Source organism: Methylobacillus methanolivorans, assembly GCF_054588515.1.
Map to the genome: position 1 here is coordinate 40,002 of NZ_BAAILT010000005.1, position 17,322 is coordinate 57,323.

19 protein-coding genes are annotated in these 17,322 nt (G+C 52.4%); 10 read left to right on the plus strand and 9 right to left on the minus strand.

All coding sequences use genetic code 11. From position 1 onward, the window contains the following. Nucleotides 1–164: 164 nt before the first annotated feature. The 5 genes from LG202_RS12980 to LG202_RS13000 form a co-directional block, all read right to left on the minus strand. Nucleotides 165–746 carry a hypothetical protein gene (locus LG202_RS12980; protein WP_230348809.1) on the minus strand — a complete coding sequence of 194 codons (582 nt, stop codon included), beginning with the start codon at nt 744–746 and terminating at the stop codon, nt 165–167. 229 nt (nt 747–975) lie between these two features. Continuing rightward, entirely contained in the window at nt 976–1,716 is a 741-nt protein-coding gene (locus tag LG202_RS12985) for a ComEC/Rec2 family competence protein (protein WP_230348810.1), read from the minus strand. A 14-nt stretch (nt 1,717–1,730) separates the two neighbouring features. Further along, nucleotides 1,731–2,408, minus strand: a complete 678-nt coding sequence (gene lolD, locus LG202_RS12990) for a lipoprotein-releasing ABC transporter ATP-binding protein LolD (RefSeq protein WP_230348811.1) — start codon at nt 2,406–2,408, stop codon at nt 1,731–1,733. Continuing rightward, complete coding sequence (locus LG202_RS12995; RefSeq protein WP_230348812.1) at nt 2,401–3,666, minus strand: lipoprotein-releasing ABC transporter permease subunit; 1,266 nt, start codon at nt 3,664–3,666, stop codon at nt 2,401–2,403. The genes lolD and LG202_RS12995 overlap by 8 nt, the downstream gene beginning before the upstream one ends. 106 nt (nt 3,667–3,772) lie before the next feature. Beyond that, entirely contained in the window at nt 3,773–4,564 is a 792-nt protein-coding gene (locus tag LG202_RS13000) for a PEP-CTERM sorting domain-containing protein (protein WP_230348813.1), read from the minus strand. Between the two features lie 290 nt (nt 4,565–4,854). Here LG202_RS13000 and LG202_RS13005 point away from each other — a divergent pair, with 290 nt between their 5' ends. From LG202_RS13005 to LG202_RS13035, 7 genes are read left to right on the plus strand one after another with little or no spacing between them, the layout of a single operon-like run. Next, nucleotides 4,855–5,454 (plus strand): riboflavin synthase, encoded by a 600-nt coding sequence (locus tag LG202_RS13005; RefSeq protein ID WP_230348814.1) that lies wholly within the window; start codon nt 4,855–4,857, stop codon nt 5,452–5,454. 34 nt (nt 5,455–5,488) lie between these two features. Continuing rightward, nucleotides 5,489–6,574: a bifunctional 3,4-dihydroxy-2-butanone-4-phosphate synthase/GTP cyclohydrolase II gene (gene ribBA / locus LG202_RS13010; protein WP_230348815.1), complete on the plus strand. Its 1,086-nt coding sequence runs from the start codon at nt 5,489–5,491 to the stop codon at nt 6,572–6,574. Between the two features lie 48 nt (nt 6,575–6,622). After that, nucleotides 6,623–7,192 (plus strand): YqgE/AlgH family protein, encoded by a 570-nt coding sequence (locus tag LG202_RS13015; protein ID WP_230348816.1) that lies wholly within the window; start codon nt 6,623–6,625, stop codon nt 7,190–7,192. Beyond that, a complete protein-coding gene (gene ruvX / locus LG202_RS13020; RefSeq protein ID WP_230348817.1) occupies nt 7,185–7,625 on the plus strand; it encodes a Holliday junction resolvase RuvX in 441 nt (146 codons plus the stop codon). The genes LG202_RS13015 and ruvX overlap by 8 nt, the downstream gene beginning before the upstream one ends. Next, complete coding sequence (gene pyrR, locus LG202_RS13025; RefSeq protein WP_230348818.1) at nt 7,622–8,146, plus strand: bifunctional pyr operon transcriptional regulator/uracil phosphoribosyltransferase PyrR; 525 nt, start codon at nt 7,622–7,624, stop codon at nt 8,144–8,146. Before ruvX ends, pyrR begins: the two co-directional genes overlap by 4 nt. Continuing rightward, nucleotides 8,146–9,099: an aspartate carbamoyltransferase catalytic subunit gene (locus LG202_RS13030; RefSeq protein WP_230348819.1), complete on the plus strand. Its 954-nt coding sequence runs from the start codon at nt 8,146–8,148 to the stop codon at nt 9,097–9,099. Before pyrR ends, LG202_RS13030 begins: the two co-directional genes overlap by 1 nt. Then, nucleotides 9,096–10,370 (plus strand): dihydroorotase, encoded by a 1,275-nt coding sequence (locus LG202_RS13035; protein WP_230348820.1) that lies wholly within the window; start codon nt 9,096–9,098, stop codon nt 10,368–10,370. The genes LG202_RS13030 and LG202_RS13035 overlap by 4 nt, the downstream gene beginning before the upstream one ends. Before the next feature lie 54 nt (nt 10,371–10,424). On the opposite strand, the gene LG202_RS13040 is transcribed toward LG202_RS13035, so the two are convergent. The 4 genes from LG202_RS13040 to LG202_RS13055 form a co-directional block, all read right to left on the minus strand. Continuing rightward, a complete protein-coding gene (locus LG202_RS13040) occupies nt 10,425–11,876 on the minus strand; it encodes an acetamidase/formamidase family protein (RefSeq protein WP_230348821.1) in 1,452 nt (483 codons plus the stop codon). Nucleotides 11,877–12,059: 183 nt separating this feature from the next. Then, on the minus strand, nt 12,060–12,812 hold the full coding sequence (locus tag LG202_RS13045; protein WP_230348822.1) for a TerC family protein: 753 nt from the start codon (nt 12,810–12,812) through the stop codon (nt 12,060–12,062). 53 nt (nt 12,813–12,865) lie between these two features. Then, entirely contained in the window at nt 12,866–14,002 is a 1,137-nt protein-coding gene (locus LG202_RS13050; RefSeq protein ID WP_230348823.1) for a PilT/PilU family type 4a pilus ATPase, read from the minus strand. Between the two features lie 18 nt (nt 14,003–14,020). Then, a complete protein-coding gene (locus LG202_RS13055; protein WP_230348824.1) occupies nt 14,021–15,064 on the minus strand; it encodes a type IV pilus twitching motility protein PilT in 1,044 nt (347 codons plus the stop codon). Between the two features lie 77 nt (nt 15,065–15,141). On the opposite strand from LG202_RS13055, the gene LG202_RS13060 reads away from it, so the two are divergent. The 3 genes from LG202_RS13060 to LG202_RS13070 are packed head-to-tail and all read left to right on the plus strand — an operon-like array spanning nt 15,142 to nt 17,267. After that, nucleotides 15,142–15,849, plus strand: coding sequence for a YggS family pyridoxal phosphate-dependent enzyme (locus LG202_RS13060; RefSeq protein ID WP_230348825.1), 708 nt, complete (start codon nt 15,142–15,144; stop codon nt 15,847–15,849). Beyond that, entirely contained in the window at nt 15,846–16,658 is an 813-nt protein-coding gene (gene proC, locus LG202_RS13065; protein ID WP_230348826.1) for a pyrroline-5-carboxylate reductase, read from the plus strand. The genes LG202_RS13060 and proC overlap by 4 nt, the downstream gene beginning before the upstream one ends. 33 nt (nt 16,659–16,691) lie before the next feature. Beyond that, on the plus strand, nt 16,692–17,267 hold the full coding sequence (locus LG202_RS13070) for a YggT family protein (RefSeq protein WP_230348827.1): 576 nt from the start codon (nt 16,692–16,694) through the stop codon (nt 17,265–17,267). Nucleotides 17,268–17,322: the final 55 nt, after the last annotated feature.

Sequence of the window (17,322 nt, forward strand, 5' to 3'; positions counted from 1 at the left end):
GGCAGACTGCTCCTCGATGTCTGAAAACTACTCGATTACCCCGAAAAACAGGGCAAGAATGTCTGAAAAGTAGTTGATTGCCGCTTGTTTTGTCTGAAAACCAGTCGATTCCTGCCTGATCTGTCTGAAAACTAGACGATTGCTGCGTTGCGATAGCCCCTACGTCAGGGCATAAGCCCTTTGACCTTCGCTGTCGCGGCCTTCAGGAATCGCGGCAAGTGCACGACGGCTTCCCAGGAGCCATCATTCTCAGCTCCGACAAGGAAGACAAAAGCGCCGGTCATCAAGAAGTTCTTTCCATCCGCTCGACTTGCTCCACTCAAGACCATGTCGTAGTACGGCGCCGTCCAAACCGCCTGCAAATTCCCCTCGGCAGGGTCCTTCCATTGGATGCTCTCACCATGCATGATGCAATTGCACGCTCGGCGAAGACCAAAGTTCAGAGAGTCTTTGGGAGGGTTCTTTGCGTAGAAACCAATGCTGTCTTTATCCGATAACGGATGCATTGCGTGGTGTTTGCGCTCCTGCGGAGACATCGCACTCCACTCTCGATCTTGAATCCGTCGAATCGCCGCAGCGATGGAAACCAGAAGATGTCCGGCCTCATTCCGAAAGAATTCATCGTGTAGCCCGCCCAGCCAGGCAATATCGTCGAAGCGAGCGCTATGTCTGCTCGCTCCGAACTCCAGCATTAACGCAAGACGATAGACGTCTCTCAGAACCAGATTGTGATCGAACCAGTGCATTAACATTCCCATGGAACAATAGAACCGTACATCGACAACGGCATCAGGTTCGGCCAGCAAACTCCGCGCGATCGTTGGTGCGTGCGCAGTATCCAGACCAGAATTTTAATGTCACGCGCCTAAACATAGGGTGCAAATCCGGGCCAGAACTTTAATGGCATGGATTTTTCCGCATTTTCGAAAAATCCTTTCCAATCAATGACGCGCCAGAACAGAACTTTATTGTCATTCACCAGCTGATCGCATCGTCTTCACCAATCGCTAGTGCCTTCAACACACCAGCATAAGGCTTGCCTTGCAGTACCTCAGCCATACGTTGACTCACTGACTCCCGCGCCATTTCCATCCAGTAGCCGGGTCTATTAACGTGTGCATCCAGCCGGGTGGCAGCAGGTGCTTGCCTGACATAACCACTGGCGCGAATGTTGCGCTCCAGCATCCACAACTCAAAATCGTAGCCGTATGGGTTAGATGTGCTGTGTGGTCGCTTCAAGCGTACCGTCAATTGCCAGCGCTCACCGGCATGGAATCGTGCCTGGTTGATAGGCTTTACCGTAGGAACACGGCTGCTTCCCCTGGAAAATCCGCCGGTATACTGAATTAATGAAATGCGGCTAGGTACCACTGCGCCTGCCGTCTTGACTTGTTCGACATCGAAATCAAACCGCACCCCTCGCTCATGGGCAACGGGTAAGCTTGCCACCACTCCGACGATAGCAATATCACTACCCTCCCAGGCAACAGGCAGCTCGTCCGCCATTCGACCATGCGCCATCCATGCGGCCCAGAGGAAGCCAAAAGTCATCCCCAGCAACGCCAACACCGCATTACGCATCACTGCCTGAGAACGCAAGCACCAGAAAAGAATAATAAGAGGAAGCAATGCCCACCCCAAGGACAGGGTGGGCAGGTTAGGCAGCTGCTGCAATACCCAGGCACCGGCTACAAATGTCAGTGCAAACGTGGGCATATACAATCACCCGCTCAGATAGCGTTTAACCTGCCATCTTGCAGACGATATTGCCGCTGCATGCGCGCAGCCAGTTCAAGATCATGAGTCACGACCACCAGGCTTACGCCCTGATCACGGTTCAACTCCAGCAAAAGATCAAATACGCCTTGGGCCGTATGCCGATCAAGATTACCGGTGGGCTCATCAGCCAATACGCAGCGAGGATTAGTCACTAGCGCGCGTGCTACCGCTGCACGCTGGCGTTCACCGCCCGAAAGCTCGCCCGGCATGTGTTCCAACCTGTGGCCCAATCCAACCTTGACGAGCACTTCCTGCGCACGCGCCAATGCCTCATCGCGTGACAAGCGCCGTATCATCAAGGGTAGCGCCACATTTTCTAGCGCGGTAAATTCCGGCAGAAGATGATGAAACTGATAGACAAAACCCAATGCCTGGTTGCGCAACGCCCCACGCTGAGCTTCATTAAGGGCAGCCAAGGGCTTACCCATGACATTGACACTCCCGGCACTCGGCTCATCCAATCCGCCAAGCAAGTGCAGTAATGTGCTCTTGCCAGAGCCTGAAGTCCCGACAATCGCAATCTGTTCACCCGCGTCGACTTGCAGGCTGATGCCGTTAAGCACTGCAACATCAAGGCCAGTGTAGGTTTTCTGCAAATCCATGCATTGCAGGATAGTAGGATTACTCATAGCGCAAAGCCTCCGCCGGATTGATCCTAGCAGCACGCCAGCTAGGGTAAAGGGTCGCCAGAAGACTCAGTACGAAAGACAAGACGACAATCACCGTCACATCCGACCACATTAATTTGGAAGGCAAATCACTGATGTAATAAACATCTTTGGCAAGGAATTGCACACCAAACATACGCTCAATGAAGGGCACAATGGTATCGATATTGAGGGCAAGTAATACGCCAAAAAATGCGCCCACCACGGTGCCAATCACACCTATCAAAGCCCCTTGCACAATGAATATCTGCATGATGCTGCGCGGGCTGGCACCAAAGGTGCGCATGATGGCGATGTCCGCACGCTTATCCGTCACTGCCATCACCAAGGTAGAGACGATATTGAATGCAGCAACTGCGACGATCAGCGCCAAGATAATGAACATCACGCGCTTTTCCATCTGGATAGCACGAAAGAAATTAGCATGCTGCTGGGTCCAGTCACTAATATAATAGTTACCCACACCCATCAGGCGCTGTCCCAGTTGCTGTGCCACCGCAGGTGCATTGAATAAATCATCCAACTTGAGACGTACCCCGGAGACAGTGTCCCCCATGCGATAGAGCTTGGCAGCATCATCAAGATGAATGAGCGCCAGGCCGGAGTCATACTCGAACATGCCGATCTCGAACAAGCCCACTACTTTAAACTGCTTAATCCTCGGCACTACACCCGTTGGCGTAAACTGGCCTTGCGGCGCCATCAACACCACCTTGTCACCCAATACTACGCCTAGAGATTGCGCTAACTCAGAGCCAAGCACCACACCAAACTCACCGGGCTTGAGATTGCTTAACTGCCCTGCCCGCATATGACTACCCAGCTCGGCCACTTTATCCTCGGCATCAGGCAACACGCCACGGATAATTGCTCCTTGCACCGCCTGACCAAAAGATAACATGCCCTGCGCCATGACATAAGGTGCGGCAGCCTGTACATGTGGCGCCCCTTCCACCTTCTGCTCCAAGGCACGCCAATCCTCCAGCACGTTATTTGGCCCAGTGATCTGCAAGTGTGAAGCCACGCCCAGAATGCGATTACGCAACTCCTCCTGAAAGCCATTCATCACTGAAAGCACCACAATCAAGGCAGCAACACCCAAGCCAATGCCAACCATGCTAGTGAGGGAAATAAAGGAAATGAAATGATTGCGCCTTTTGGCCCGCGTGTAACGCAAGCCGACAAAAAGCTCGAACGGAATTTGTTTAAAAAATGTCATGCCGCATTCTAGCGTGAAAGGAAGACAAGTACAGCATGAGCATCATCACGAAACCAATAAAAAAGCCCTTCCAACTGGAAGGGCTCTTGTTACTGCCAAACGCTGTTTAGAAGCGGATGGTGTTGGCGCGGCGACGGCGTGCAACCAAGGTCATCACGCCCATGCCCAACAGCAACATACCATAGGTAGCTGGCTCTGGGACTGCTGCGACTGCGGTGAACACAACCAAATCCTGGTAGCTCTTGTTCTTCAGGTAGGTCAAGCTGTAGTCACCAGTAGCCAGCACGCTGTCATCATTGACACCAGCCAACCATGTTTGCGCAAGATCAATAGCTGCCTTAGACTCTGGATCAGTGACCCACTTACCAAATATCAACCAGCCTTGCCACTCTTCTGTTGCCTCAGCTTGGAATTTGTTCTTTTCCAAATTCAATGCATTACCTTGCTGCTCATAAATAATTTCCCACACGGCAACCTGGAAAGCAGCGGAAGAAACCGCATCGCTCACGGAAGAATAGTATTTGTTTGCCAAAGAGGTCAGATTTCCAGCCACAGTTGAACTAAAAGTTCCCTCCGTGTAATAGGCTGATTGACCAAAAGGCTTATAGGCCTGGAGCAAATCAACACAGAATGCAACGAAAGAAGTGTTATCAGCCCATTTGCCGGAGTATGCGCCGGCATCAACATCACCACTAATATTCACCCAGTTAGGTTTATTAGTTACGCTCTTATTAATCCAAGCATCAACATTAACCTCAACAACATCTTTTTTGCTGGAAAATTCGTAACCAGTCAATGTGGCCTTGATACCAACAGATGGTGTAGCAAATGCTGACTGGCTAATAATAGATGCACCAATAAGTAGTGCACCAATAACTGTCCCCTTGAAATTCAACATCACAAGCCTCTTTTCGAATTGTTACTGCGTCGCAACTGACTACAGTATTTTTAAAATGAATACGGACTTAAAATTTGTCCCGCTTGATACTGGAGCGCAGTATATGAGTGATTTCACTTTTTGCATTTAGTACGTCTGGACTAATTAGTCCCATCGGACTAATCTCAGAAGCCTCAAATTAAGTCACTAATTTCATTACCACTTTACAAATGTGACACGCTCAAAGAAAGCGTTTAGCTCCCAAACAAAATTCCGCCAAAGACCGCATCACGTCTGCTAGAATTCACTCTATGTTTACCGGCATTATTCAGGCCCAAGGCCATATCAAGACCATCACCCCTCATGGCGATGACGCAAGGCTTGTGATCGATACAGGCAACCTCGACCTGCAAGATGTTGCCATTGGCGACAGCATTGCAGTCAATGGCGTATGCCTGACCGCAATTACGCTAGGCACTTGCACATTTGAGGCCGATGTTTCCAAGGAAACACTGTCATGCACCGTGGGGTTAGACACTCTGCGCGAGGTTAACCTCGAAAAAGCCTTGCGGCTTTCTGACCGCCTAGGTGGTCACTTGGTCAGCGGCCATGTCGACGGCGTAGGTCAGGTGATCCGCTTTGAACCAGTTGGCGAGAGCATGTTGTTGATTGTGCGGGCACCTCACCAGCTATCACGCTACATTGCAGTGAAAGGGTCGATTACAATTGACGGTGTCAGCCTGACGGTCAACCATGTGGATGGCGATGATTTCAATGTCAATCTCATTCCCCACACCGTCGAAGTCACCACCTTGAAAGGCCTCGGCGTAGGCAGCCGCGTTAATCTCGAAGTCGACTTGATCGCACGCTATGTAGATCGCATGACGCAGTGGAACGACATTCCCGCATAAGCAGCCAGTATTCACTTAAACATCTTTACCCATCATGATCAGCCCAACCACAGACATCATTGAAGAAATGCGCCAAGGGCGCATGGTGATCCTCGTTGACGAGGAAGACCGCGAAAACGAAGGCGACATCGTGCTCGCCGCCCAGTTCACGACTGCCGAACACATCAACTTCATGGCAAAGCATGGGCGTGGATTAATCTGCCTGACTTTGACTGAAGATAGATGCAAGCAACTTAACCTACCTGCCATGGTGCAAAAAAATGGCAGCGGCATGGGTACCAATTTTACGGTGTCGATCGAAGCAGCAACAGGAGTGACGACAGGCATCTCTGCGAGTGACCGCGCCCGTACCATACAAGCAGCCGTCGCCCCGAATGCTAAACCAAGCGACATAGTCAGCCCCGGGCACATCTTTCCGGTAGCAGCACAAAATGGCGGCGTGCTAGTGCGTGCTGGACATACCGAGGCAGGATGTGATCTGTCAGCACTGGCGGGCTTAACGCCTGCATCTGTCATTTGCGAGATTCTAAAGGAAGACGGCAGCATGGCCAGGCTGCCGGACCTGATTGAGTTTGCCAAGCAGCACAACCTCAAGATCGGCACCATCGCCGACCTGATCCAATATCGTAATGAAAACGAATGTCTCGTCAAACGTGCTGCAGAGCGTAACGTGGAAACTCCTTACGGCCCAATGCGCCTGATTGCCTATGCCGACATGATTGCCAAGGAAACCCATCTGGCGCTGGTGAAGGGCGACATTACCCCGGATAAAGAAGTCCTGGTACGCGTACATGAACCACTTTCCGTCTTCGACCTCATTGATGAGAGTAGTCGCTCACATTCTTGGAACACCTTGCAAGCCATGCGTAAAATCCAGGAAGCCGACGCTGGCGTTGTTGTGCTGCTGCACAATAGCGAAGATGCAGAAGATCTGGTCGAACGCATCAAGTTTGCAGACGAACCGGTGCGCCTGCGCCAGGATTTGCGTAACTACGGCATAGGTTCACAAATCTTGTTGGACTTGGGTGTTAGGAAAATGAAATTACTCGCCGCACCACGCAAGATGCCAAGCATTGTCGGCTTTGGGCTGGAAATCACCGGTTACGTCGAAACACCCTGACCAGCGACAAGCCATGATGTGAAAATCGTTATGTGAGATAATAGCGGCGTGGAAAATGTTAATCTCACTGGTCAGTTTTTGGTTGCCATGCCCGCCATGACTGATCCTTACTTTGCAAAGTCGGTCACCTTCATCTGTGAGCACAATGCCGACGGCGCGATGGGCATTGTCATTAACCGTCCTATCGACATGACGCTGCAGGCCTTGTTCAAGCAACTGAACCTACCGCTTTCCAGCACATTGACGGATAAACCAGTCTATTTCGGTGGGCCAGTACAGTTGGATCGCGGCTTTGTCCTGCATCAGCCACTAGAAGACTGGGACTCAACGCTCAGCATTGATGCCAATACAGGCCTGACCACCTCCAAGGATATCCTGCAAGCTGTTGCCGAAGGCCACATCCCTGAGCAATTCGTAGTCAGCCTTGGTTATGCCGGTTGGTCGGCAGGCCAGTTGGAACAAGAGCTCGCACAAAATGCCTGGCTCACGGTGGAAGCTACGCCAGAACAACGCAATCACTTATTATTCGGCCTGCCTGCAGAAGAAAAAGTACAAGCCACCATGGCATTGCTGGGGCTGGATTTTGCCCGTTTTGCCGAGGAAGCCGGGCATGCCTGAGGCGGCAACTAGCTTGCAAGGGTGCGTGCTCGGATTTGATTTCGGTGAAAAACGCATCGGTGTCGCCATCGGCGAACACTTGCTCGGCATTGCTCATCCACTCGTTACCATTGACACAGAAGCCAATGACAAACGCTTTGCTACCATTACCAGCCTAATCGAAGAGTGGCAACCGGTAGCGCTGGTCGTAGGCTTGCCAAGTTATCTCAATGGTGACGAACATGCATTGACCCAGCTTTGCCGAAAATTTGCACGCCGCCTGGAAGGGCGCTTCAACCTGCCAGTTCGCTTAATTGATGAACGCCTGAGTTCAGCAGAAGCCAGCCAGACCCTCAGGCAAAGCGGCATTACTGGCCGCAAGCAAAAACCCATGCTGGACCAAGTAGCGGCACAACATATATTGCAATCCTATTTTGACGGACTTGCCTCATGACATTGAACACTCAACTTCCCAATGCAGAAGCCCTGCTGCTGACACTAGAGCAAAAACTCTCTCCATTCATTCAGCCGAAAACCGCTATCGTCGGCATTCATAGTGGTGGCGCATGGATTGCAGAACGCCTATTCCCCACACTGCAAGCCTCGCATCCAGACTGCTCCCTGGAGCTAGGTATACTCGACAGCTCCTTCTACCGCGATGACTACAACCAACGTGGCCTGCATGCAGATACACGCCCATCCCAAATCCCGTTTGATGTGGAAGAGCGCCACATCATCCTGATTGATGATGTGTTCTACACCGGCCGCACGATCCGCGCCGCCATGAACGAGCTTTTTGATTACGGCAGGCCTGCCAGTATCACCCTGGCTGTGCTGGTAGACCGTGGCGGTCGCGAGCTGCCGATCTGCCCGCAAGTTGCCGCGCTGCAACTGGATATTCCCTTTGATCAGAAACTACAATTATCCCGCGATGAACACCATCAACTCCAATTTAGCCTGGAGGCAAGTGCCTGATGCATAATCCCCAATTGACCAAGGATGGCAAACTCAAGCACCTGCTCACAACAGAAGGGCTACCACGCGCCATCCTCAACCAGATTCTCGACACTGCCGAATCATTTGTCGGCGTAGCTGAGCGCGAAGTGAAAAAAGTGCCTCTGCTACGAGGCAAGACCGTATGCAATATCTTTTTCGAGAACAGCACACGCACACGCACCACATTTGAAATCGCCGCCAAACGCCTTTCGGCGGATGTGATCACCCTAAATGTGGGTACCTCCTCACAATCCAAGGGTGAGACTATCCTCGATACCATAGATAACCTCACAGCGATGCATGCCGACATGTTCGTCGTACGTCACGCAGAGTCTGGTGCTGCCCATTTCATTGCTCAGCATGTCGCACCGCATATCCATGTCATTAATGCCGGCGATGGTCGCCATGCTCATCCAACCCAGGGCCTGCTGGATGTGTTCACCATACGCCGCTACAAGCCGGACATGCATAACCTGCGGGTCGCCGTAATTGGCGACGTATTGCATTCACGTGTCGCCCGTTCGGAAATTCATGCGCTCACTACCCTGGGCGTACCCGAGGTACGTGTCATTGCGCCCAAGACCTTATTACCGCAGCATGTAGAAAAACTTGGCGTACAGGTTTATCACGACATGCGAGAAGGCCTGAAAGACGTAGACGTTGTCATGATGCTGCGCTTGCAGAATGAACGCATGAACGGTGCCTTGCTGCCCAGTGCGCAGGAATACTTCAAGTGTTACGGCCTCACACCAGAAAAGCTTGCACTTGCCAAGCCAGATGCGATCGTCATGCACCCCGGCCCAATGAATCGCGGCGTGGAAATCGACTCTGCGGTGGCTGATGGCAAACAATCCGTGATTCTTCCCCAAGTGACTTATGGCATTGCGGTACGCATGGCCGTCATGAGCATCCTCGCAGGAAACTCCGAATGAATATCCATATCAAGCAAGGGCGGCTAATCGACCCCAGACACAAACTTGATGCTGTACAAGACCTTTACGTCAGCAACGGCAAGATTACCGGCATAGGCAATGCGCCCGCAGATTTCAAAGCCGACCAGACCATCGATGCCAAGGGCTTAATCGTCTGCCCGGGCCTAGTAGACGTATCCGCCCGCCTGCGCGAACCGGGCAACGAATACAAAGCATCATTAAAAAGCGAGCTTCATGCTGCCGTAGCCGGTGGTATCACCAGCCTAGCCTGCCCGCCAGACACCGACCCTATTCTTGATGAATCTGGCCTGGTGGAAATGCTCAAGCACCGCGCCAAGCAATTGCACTTGAGCAATGTCTACCCCTTGGGGGCGCTGACCCGTCAGTTGCTCGGTAAACAACTCACCGAAATGAGCGAGCTCACTGAAGCAGGCTGTGTCGGCTTTGCCCAAGCCGATGCACCGATTGTCGACACTCTAGTGTTATGGCGTGCCCTGCAATATGCCGCCACTTTTGGCTTCACCGTCTGGTTGCGCCCACAGGAGCCTTATCTGGCAGAGGGCGGCGTTGCACACGACGGAGAGGTTGCCGCACGCCTGGGTCTCAGGACTATTCCAGTTGCAGCGGAAACGCTGGCACTCGCCACCATCCTACATATCGTGCGTGAAACCGGGGCCAAGGTGCATCTATGCCGCCTATCCAGTGCCGAAGGTGTGGCCATGGTACGCGAGGCCAAAGAACAGGGCCTGCAGATCAGTTGCGATGTCAGCATCAACCACCTGCATCTCACCGAACATGACATCGGCTTTTTCGATGCCAACTGCCACCTGCGGCCACCACTACGCAGCCAACGTGACCGAGAAGCCTTGAGACAAGGGCTAGCAGATGGCACGATCGACCTCGCATGTTCAGACCATGCGCCTGTGGATGAAGATGCCAAGCTGGTACCTTTTGGCGAGGCTGAGGCTGGGGCAACAGGCTTGGAACTACTGCTGCCACTCACGTTGAAATGGGCTGAGGAACAGAAGGTTCCCCTGATCGAAGCATTGGCACGCATCACCAACGCGCCAGCCACCAGCCTAGGGATCAGCCAAGGCCATCTGGGACTGGAGGCTCAAGCCGATATTTGCATCTTTGACCCACAGCAATACTGGAAAGTAGAAGCAGCAAACCTCTTGAGCCAGGGAAAGAACACGCCGTTTGACGGGCTAGAGCTGGGTGGCAAGGTTCGCTATACCTTGGTAAATGGCGAGATTGCCTATCAAAGTTAGTACTAGACGCCCGGCTTACCGTCGGGCGTCTGCATTGCACATCCGCAGATAAAACTAAGCATCTCGCGCAGGAAAAATCCCTTTCTTCACTACCGCATGCACACCCCAGTTACCATCCACGACTTGGGTAACCCCAAAGTCGACCCCGATGGACATCAGCGAGACCGCCTCGTCCTCACTCAAATGCTGGGTATGCATGAGGAAATGCCGCATCTTGCGGAATGCATCCTTGAGTGCCAAATCCAACGAAGACTTTGAGAAAATGCTGTTCTGCGCATCAGCGCCCAAGTCTGCAAGATAATTGGCATAACTAAAGCCATGCAATACCCATTCATCCTGAGTCTCCAGCAAGGGATATTGCAGGTCGGCCAGTGGAGTACCCACGAGATCGGCTTTCTTATGCAGAATGAACTGGAATGTGCCGGTCAACGAGCATTCGATGGCAGTGCCACACATCTCTGAATCCCCCTGCGAAGCATGTGGATCCCCCACCGAAAACAATCCCCCGGCGACCGACACCGGGTAATACATGGTCGCACCCTTACCGATACGCCAGTTATCGATATTGCCACCGGTATAGCTGGGCGGTATCGAATTGACCATATCGGCCTCCTTGGGTGCGAGGCCCATGGTGCCGAAATGCGGCCTAACAGGGACACGGATATTCTTCAGTACATTAAAGTTCTTGCTGATAGTGCTGTGGTCAACCGGTACGCCGGGATAATCGATAATGGGGTGCACAACACCAAAGGGGTCGGTCTGCGGTGTCCAACGGAAATTGTAGAATGCGCGTGCCCAGTTGCGCTCGCCGGTAGCATCCAGTTCATAGATCGTCACTACCTCGCGCTTCTTGGGCTCCTCTATCAAATCATTGTAATGAAAGCCCCAATTAGCCGCCGCATTCGAGCCAAATGCCTTGCCCTTATATTCCGGGTTGGCACTCGGACGCAGGGCGACATCAACGATACGCACCTCAAGCACATCGCCGGGCTGGGCTCCCTTCACCGCCACAGGCCCGGTACAGATATGCACTCCCAAGCCACCACCAGCGCCAAGCTTGTGATCCATTGGCCCCATGCCGCGTCTGTCCACGTTTTTATGCTTGCTATCCCAGTAAAACACGCTTTCGGCACCAGGATCACCTTTGACCATCAATGACGCATCATCATTGGCATGATGGGTCAATGTTTCTATGGTGGCAAAATCACCGGATTCCAGCTCAACGACAGGCTTGAGTGACTTACTGAAGAACCCCCAACTGACCGTTTTATCACTGGCAGGAATGTAGTAATGAGTAGCATGACCAGAAGATGTTCCGGATTTTGGCATAGCCTGGCCAAAAGCACTGGCGCTGATGCCCAGGCTGGCCGCTGAAGCCAAGACCCCGCCCACGGCAAAATCACGCATGAAATCACGCCGCCTCTCTTGGAACTCTTGCTGGACTTCAGCATGATCCGCCGCATGTGAATGATGACTACACCCTGCCTGGCACTCATGTTCACTCATTTAGCTAACTCCCATGACATTGAGAAAATAATCAAGAGAACTGAAGCAATATGAAGACCAAGCCAACGTATGTATAAATTCACATATTTTTCAATGTATTAAATCAGCTTTACAACCAAACCATAGCCTCACATCGGCACCATGAAGCAATCACATGCACCATCTTGGATGACAGACGGTCACTTATTGCATCGACTTTTTGCGCAATTTCACCGGCTTTCTTTTACTCATGCGTTTCCGCATGTTGATATTTAGCATTTCCACCGCCACCGAGAATGCCATGGCAAAGTAGATATAGCCCTTGGGCACATGCACATCAAAACCTTCCACCATCAAGGTTACACCTACCAAAATCAGGAATGACAAAGCAAGAATCTTGATGGTGGGATGGTTATCGACGAAATCCCCTATCGACTTTGCAGCGAACAGCATTACGCCAACCGCGATGATGATGGCCGCAGCCATGACTTCCACGTGATCGGCAAGGCCAACTGCTGTAATCACGGAATCCAGTGAAAACACGATATCGAGGATGGCAATCTGTACCAGTACCATACCCATACTATTGACGGCGACATTAGCCTCTCCATGTCCATCAGCACCTTCCAGGCTATTGTGTATTTCATGCGTAGCCTTGGCCAGCAGGAATAGGCCACCACCAATCAGGATGAGGTCGCGGCCTGATATTTCCAGCCCAGCAACCTCAAACCACGGTTGCGTCAAACCCATCACCCAGGAAATGGAGAATAGCAACGCCAGGCGCGCAATCATTGCCAAGCTAAGACCTAGCCTTCTGGCGGTATTACGCTGCTTTTCCGGCAGGCGGCCAACGAGGATGGAGATGAAGATGATGTTATCGATGCCCAGGACGATTTCCAGGGCTGTCAATGTTGCAAGCGCAATCCAGGCTTCAGGACTTGCCAACCATTCGATCATTGTCGACTTTCAGAAAAGTAAATGAGGAATGCCAGCAACCAATGCTAGCAGGCTCACACTATACCGAGATTATCCAACCCTGCGGAGAGGTCTTTGTCATGAGCATCTTTGCCCTCCAGCTTGACCCTGAGCCTCAAGTCATTAACCGAATCAGCATTACGTAACGCATCCTCATACGTAATGAGGCCAGCCTCATGCAGGTCAAACAGGGACTGGTCAAACGTCTGCATCCCTGACTCGCGCGACTTGGCGATGATCTCCTTGATCTCGTGCACATCGCCCTTGAAAATCAAATCTGAAATCAAGGGAGAATTGATCATGATTTCCATGGCAGCGACCCGGCCAGTAGTACTTTTGCGCGGAATCAGTCGCTGCGAGACAAAAGCCTTGACGTTGAGCGACAAATCCATGAGCAACTGATGCCTGCGCTCCTCTGGGAAGAAGTTGATGATACGGTCCAGCGCCTGATTGGTGCTGTTAGCGTGCAATGTCGCCATACAAAGGTGACCGGTTTCAGCAAACGCAATGGCGTAATCCATGGTTTCCCGGTCGCGGATTTCACCGATCAAGATCACATCAGGTGCCTGTCGTAAGGTGTTCTTGAGGGCGATCTGCCAATTATCGGTATCCACGCCGATCTCACGCTGGGTCACGATACAATTCTTGTGCTCATGCACAAACTCAATCGGGTCTTCTATCGTGATGATATGCCCGTGGCTGTTTTCATTACGATAGCCCACCATCGCCGCAAGAGAAGTAGATTTACCAGAACCCGTGCCGCCGACGAAAATCACCAGCCCGCGTTTGGTCAGGGCAACGTCCTTAAGAACATCGGGCAGGCCAAGTTCCTCCAGCTTGGGAATATGCGTAGTGATCGTCCGGAATACCAAGCCCACACTACCACGCTGCACAAAAGCATTGACGCGAAAACGCGCTACCCCTGGCATCCCAATCGCAAAATTGCACTCGCGCGTGGCCTCAAACTCTGCAGCTTGCTTATCATTCATGATGGCACGGGCAATTTCACGTGCCTGTTGTGGTGATAGCGCCTGCTGCGTCACCGGTGTCATCTTGCCATCAATCTTCATCGCTGGCGGGTAGCCTGCCGTAATGAAGAGGTCGGAAGCCTTCTTGCCCAGCATCAAGCGTAACAGGTCGAATACAAATTTTTCCGCTTGGCCTTGATCCATGCTCATTCTTCTACCATCCTAACCGACGAAGGCGTCCTTGTTGGCTGCCTTGGTTCTTGCTTCAGCCAGCGAAATCACATTGCGGCGCACCAGGTCTTGCAGGTTCTGGTCCAGCGTCTGCATACCAACATTCTGTCCGGTCTGGATTGCAGAATACATTTGGGCAATCTTGTTCTCGCGGATCAGGTTACGGATGGCAGGGGTGCCTATCATGATCTCGTGCGCGGCAACACGGCCCTGCTCATCCTTGGTCTTGCACAAGGTTTGGGAAATCACGGCACGCAAAGATTCAGAGAGCATGGAGCGCACCATTTCCTTCTCGGCGGCAGGAAACACATCCACGATACGGTCTATGGTCTTGGCAGCAGAGCTGGTATGCAAGGTACCGAACACCAAGTGGCCGGTTTCCGCAGCAGAAAGTGCCAATCGTATCGTTTCCAGGTCACGCATTTCGCCCACAAGGATGACATCTGGGTCTTCACGCAGGGCGGAGCGCAAAGCGTTGGAGAACGACAAGGTATGCGGGCCAACCTCGCGTTGGTTGATCAGACACTTTTTAGAGGTATGCACAAACTCAATCGGGTCTTCCACAGTGAGTATATGCCCGAACTCGTTTTCATTGATGAAATCAATCATCGCAGCCAATGTAGTAGATTTACCGGAACCAGTCGGGCCGGTCACCAGCACGATGCCACGTGGGTTCTGCGCAATCTCGCGGAATATCGGCGGGCAGCCGAGTTGCTCCATCGTCAGCACCTTGGATGGAATGGTTCGGAATACCGCCCCGGCACCACGGTTCTGGTTGAAGGCATTGACACGAAAACGCGCCAAGTTGGGAATCTCGAAGGAAAAATCACATTCCAGCGTCTCTTCATACACCTTGCGCTGGCCATCGTTCATGATGTCATACACCATGTCGTGCACGGCGCTGTTATCCAGTGGCGGCACATTGATCTTGCGCACATCCCCATGGACCCGGATCAGGGGTGGCATACCCGCGGAAAGATGCAAGTCAGAAGCCTTGTTTTTGACCGAGAACGCCAGCAAATCAGAAATATCCAAGAAAGGCTCCTGTTATAATTTTGGCCCGGCTATGTACGTGCCGAGATATGGTTGCAATCACGAAGGATGAACGGATTATGGACACAATTGGCAAGCGCTGGCAAGCCATCAAGGCCCGTATCGAGGCCGCTGCGCTTGATGCCGGCAGGGAAGCAAATAGCGTGAGCCTGCTGGCCGTGAGCAAGGCGCATCCAGCTAATGCCATCCGTGAGCTTTTCATGGAAGGTCAATGTCAATTTGGCGAAAACTATCTGCAAGAAGCACTCGCCAAACAGCAGGAACTGAACGACCTGGCAATAACATGGCATTTCATCGGCCCGATCCAGAGCAACAAAACTCAGCCGATTGCCCAGCATTTTGACTGGGTGCACAGCATAGACCGCAGCAAGATCGCTGATCGGCTAAATGCTGCACGTGACGCTAGCCTGCCAGCATTGCAGGTCTGCATCCAGATCAATATCAGTGATGAAGATAGCAAAAGCGGTACCAGCGCCGCAGAAGCATTGGCGCTGGCAGAACACATCAGGCAATTACCCAGGCTACACCTGCGCGGATTGATGGCCATTCCAGCACCGACCGACGACCCCGCCAAGCAACGTGCGCAATTCCACGCAGTACGCGAGATTTACCAACAATTACAATCCGCTGGTCATGCACTGGATACATTATCCATGGGTATGTCAGAAGATTTTCCCGCAGCCATTCAAGAGGGTGCGACAATAGTCAGGGTGGGCTCCGCCATTTTCGGCGCCCGGATCAAACCAACCACAGAACAATCAACATGAAAATCAGCTTTATCGGCGGCGGCAACATGGCCCGCGCCATTATCGGCGGCCTCAAGCAAAAAGGCTTCAACATGGCTACCATCAATGTCATCGAGCTTGATGCCGCCAAACGTGAAGAATTAACCAACGAATTTGGCGTGCATGCCACGGAGCACCTGCCCAGCGTTGCCAACTCCGACATCATCGTACTGGCGGTAAAACCACAGCAACTGCGCGACCTGGCGATCTTCCTCGCCAGCTTCCTGACCGAGCAGCTTGTCATCTCGATCGCCGCCGGCATCACCTGCGCTGCGCTCAGTCGCTGGCTGAATGGCTACAACGCCATCGTTCGTGTCATGCCCAACACGCCGGCGCAAATACAGGCCGGCCTATCCGGCCTCTATGCTGCAGAGGGAGTTTCCATTGAGCAACGGGAACAAGCCGACCAATTACTCTCTGCGGCAGGCACTACATTATGGGTAGATGACGAAAGCAAGATTGATGCAATTACTGCCATTTCAGGCAGCGGCCCTGCCTATGTATTTTATTTCATCGAGGCGCTGGAGCAAGCTGCGCTTGATCTGGGTTTTGACGCTGATCAGGCACGCACCCTGAGCTTGCAAACATTTCTTGGCGCCAGCCAATTGGCTGCCAGCCAAGCTGACATCCCAGCCGAGGCCTTACGCGCCCAAGTGACATCCAAAGGTGGCACCACAGAACGCGCCATCCTCTTCATGGAGCAAGCCGACATCAAGCCAGCCATTATCCAGGCCGCACACGCTGCAGCTGAGCGCGCGCGCGAGCTGGGTGAACAATTAGGGAAAGACTAACATGCCATTCACCATTTTCTCCCAGGAGCCTGCATGATTAACAACGCCTTGCAGTTCCTGCTGCATACTATCCTGGGATTGTTTACCCTGGCCTTGTTACTGCGCTTTTACTTGCAGCTCACACGTGCACCGTTTCAAAACCCGGTGTCCCAGGCCATTGTCGCCATCACCAATTTTGCAGTAAAACCCGTGCGGCGCTTTATCCCTGGCATTGCGGGCGTGGATACTTCCACCTTGTTGCTCGCTTTCATTACCCAGTTCCTGTTGCAGACTGGCTCGAAACTGATCAGCAACTATCCGCTCCTGGTGGCCGACAACACTATCTGGATCGCCTTGCTGGGGCTGGCTTTTGTCGGCCTGCTCAAGCTCAGTATTTATATTTTTCTCTATGCCGTCTTTTTGCAAGCCATCCTGAGCTGGATCAACCCTTATACCATCCTCACGCCAGTGCTGGATGCGCTGACCCGCCCAGTACTGAAGCCTCTGCGTAACCGCATCCCCACCGCAGGCGGCTTTGACCTCACGCCACTGGTCGTATTCATCCTAGCTGAATTGATTCTGATTGTGGTGATCACGCCAACTGAAATGCAGCTATTACGCTTGTTCTAGGCAAGAGGTGATCAACTAGCGCACATAAAAAAGCCGACGATATCGTCGGCTTTTT

What these genes read in the sequence shown, in the direction of transcription:
- LG202_RS12980 (WP_230348809.1), bottom strand. Translation starts at nt 746, where the DNA reads ATGCACTGGTTCGATCACAATCTGGTTCTGAGAGACGTCTATCGTCTT.
- LG202_RS12985 (WP_230348810.1), bottom strand. Translation starts at nt 1,716, where the DNA reads ATGCCCACGTTTGCACTGACATTTGTAGCCGGTGCCTGGGTATTGCAG.
- lolD (WP_230348811.1), bottom strand. Translation starts at nt 2,408, where the DNA reads ATGAGTAATCCTACTATCCTGCAATGCATGGATTTGCAGAAAACCTAC.
- LG202_RS12995 (WP_230348812.1), bottom strand. Translation starts at nt 3,666, where the DNA reads ATGACATTTTTTAAACAAATTCCGTTCGAGCTTTTTGTCGGCTTGCGT.
- LG202_RS13000 (WP_230348813.1), bottom strand. Translation starts at nt 4,564, where the DNA reads ATGTTGAATTTCAAGGGGACAGTTATTGGTGCACTACTTATTGGTGCA.
- LG202_RS13005 (WP_230348814.1), top strand. Translation starts at nt 4,855, where the DNA reads ATGTTTACCGGCATTATTCAGGCCCAAGGCCATATCAAGACCATCACC.
- ribBA (WP_230348815.1), top strand. Translation starts at nt 5,489, where the DNA reads ATGATCAGCCCAACCACAGACATCATTGAAGAAATGCGCCAAGGGCGC.
- ruvX (WP_230348817.1), top strand. Translation starts at nt 7,185, where the DNA reads ATGCCTGAGGCGGCAACTAGCTTGCAAGGGTGCGTGCTCGGATTTGAT.
- pyrR (WP_230348818.1), top strand. Translation starts at nt 7,622, where the DNA reads ATGACATTGAACACTCAACTTCCCAATGCAGAAGCCCTGCTGCTGACA.
- LG202_RS13030 (WP_230348819.1), top strand. Translation starts at nt 8,146, where the DNA reads ATGCATAATCCCCAATTGACCAAGGATGGCAAACTCAAGCACCTGCTC.
- LG202_RS13035 (WP_230348820.1), top strand. Translation starts at nt 9,096, where the DNA reads ATGAATATCCATATCAAGCAAGGGCGGCTAATCGACCCCAGACACAAA.
- LG202_RS13040 (WP_230348821.1), bottom strand. Translation starts at nt 11,876, where the DNA reads ATGAGTGAACATGAGTGCCAGGCAGGGTGTAGTCATCATTCACATGCG.
- LG202_RS13045 (WP_230348822.1), bottom strand. Translation starts at nt 12,812, where the DNA reads ATGATCGAATGGTTGGCAAGTCCTGAAGCCTGGATTGCGCTTGCAACA.
- LG202_RS13050 (WP_230348823.1), bottom strand. Translation starts at nt 14,002, where the DNA reads ATGGATCAAGGCCAAGCGGAAAAATTTGTATTCGACCTGTTACGCTTG.
- LG202_RS13060 (WP_230348825.1), top strand. Translation starts at nt 15,142, where the DNA reads ATGGACACAATTGGCAAGCGCTGGCAAGCCATCAAGGCCCGTATCGAG.
- proC (WP_230348826.1), top strand. Translation starts at nt 15,846, where the DNA reads ATGAAAATCAGCTTTATCGGCGGCGGCAACATGGCCCGCGCCATTATC.
- LG202_RS13070 (WP_230348827.1), top strand. Translation starts at nt 16,692, where the DNA reads ATGATTAACAACGCCTTGCAGTTCCTGCTGCATACTATCCTGGGATTG.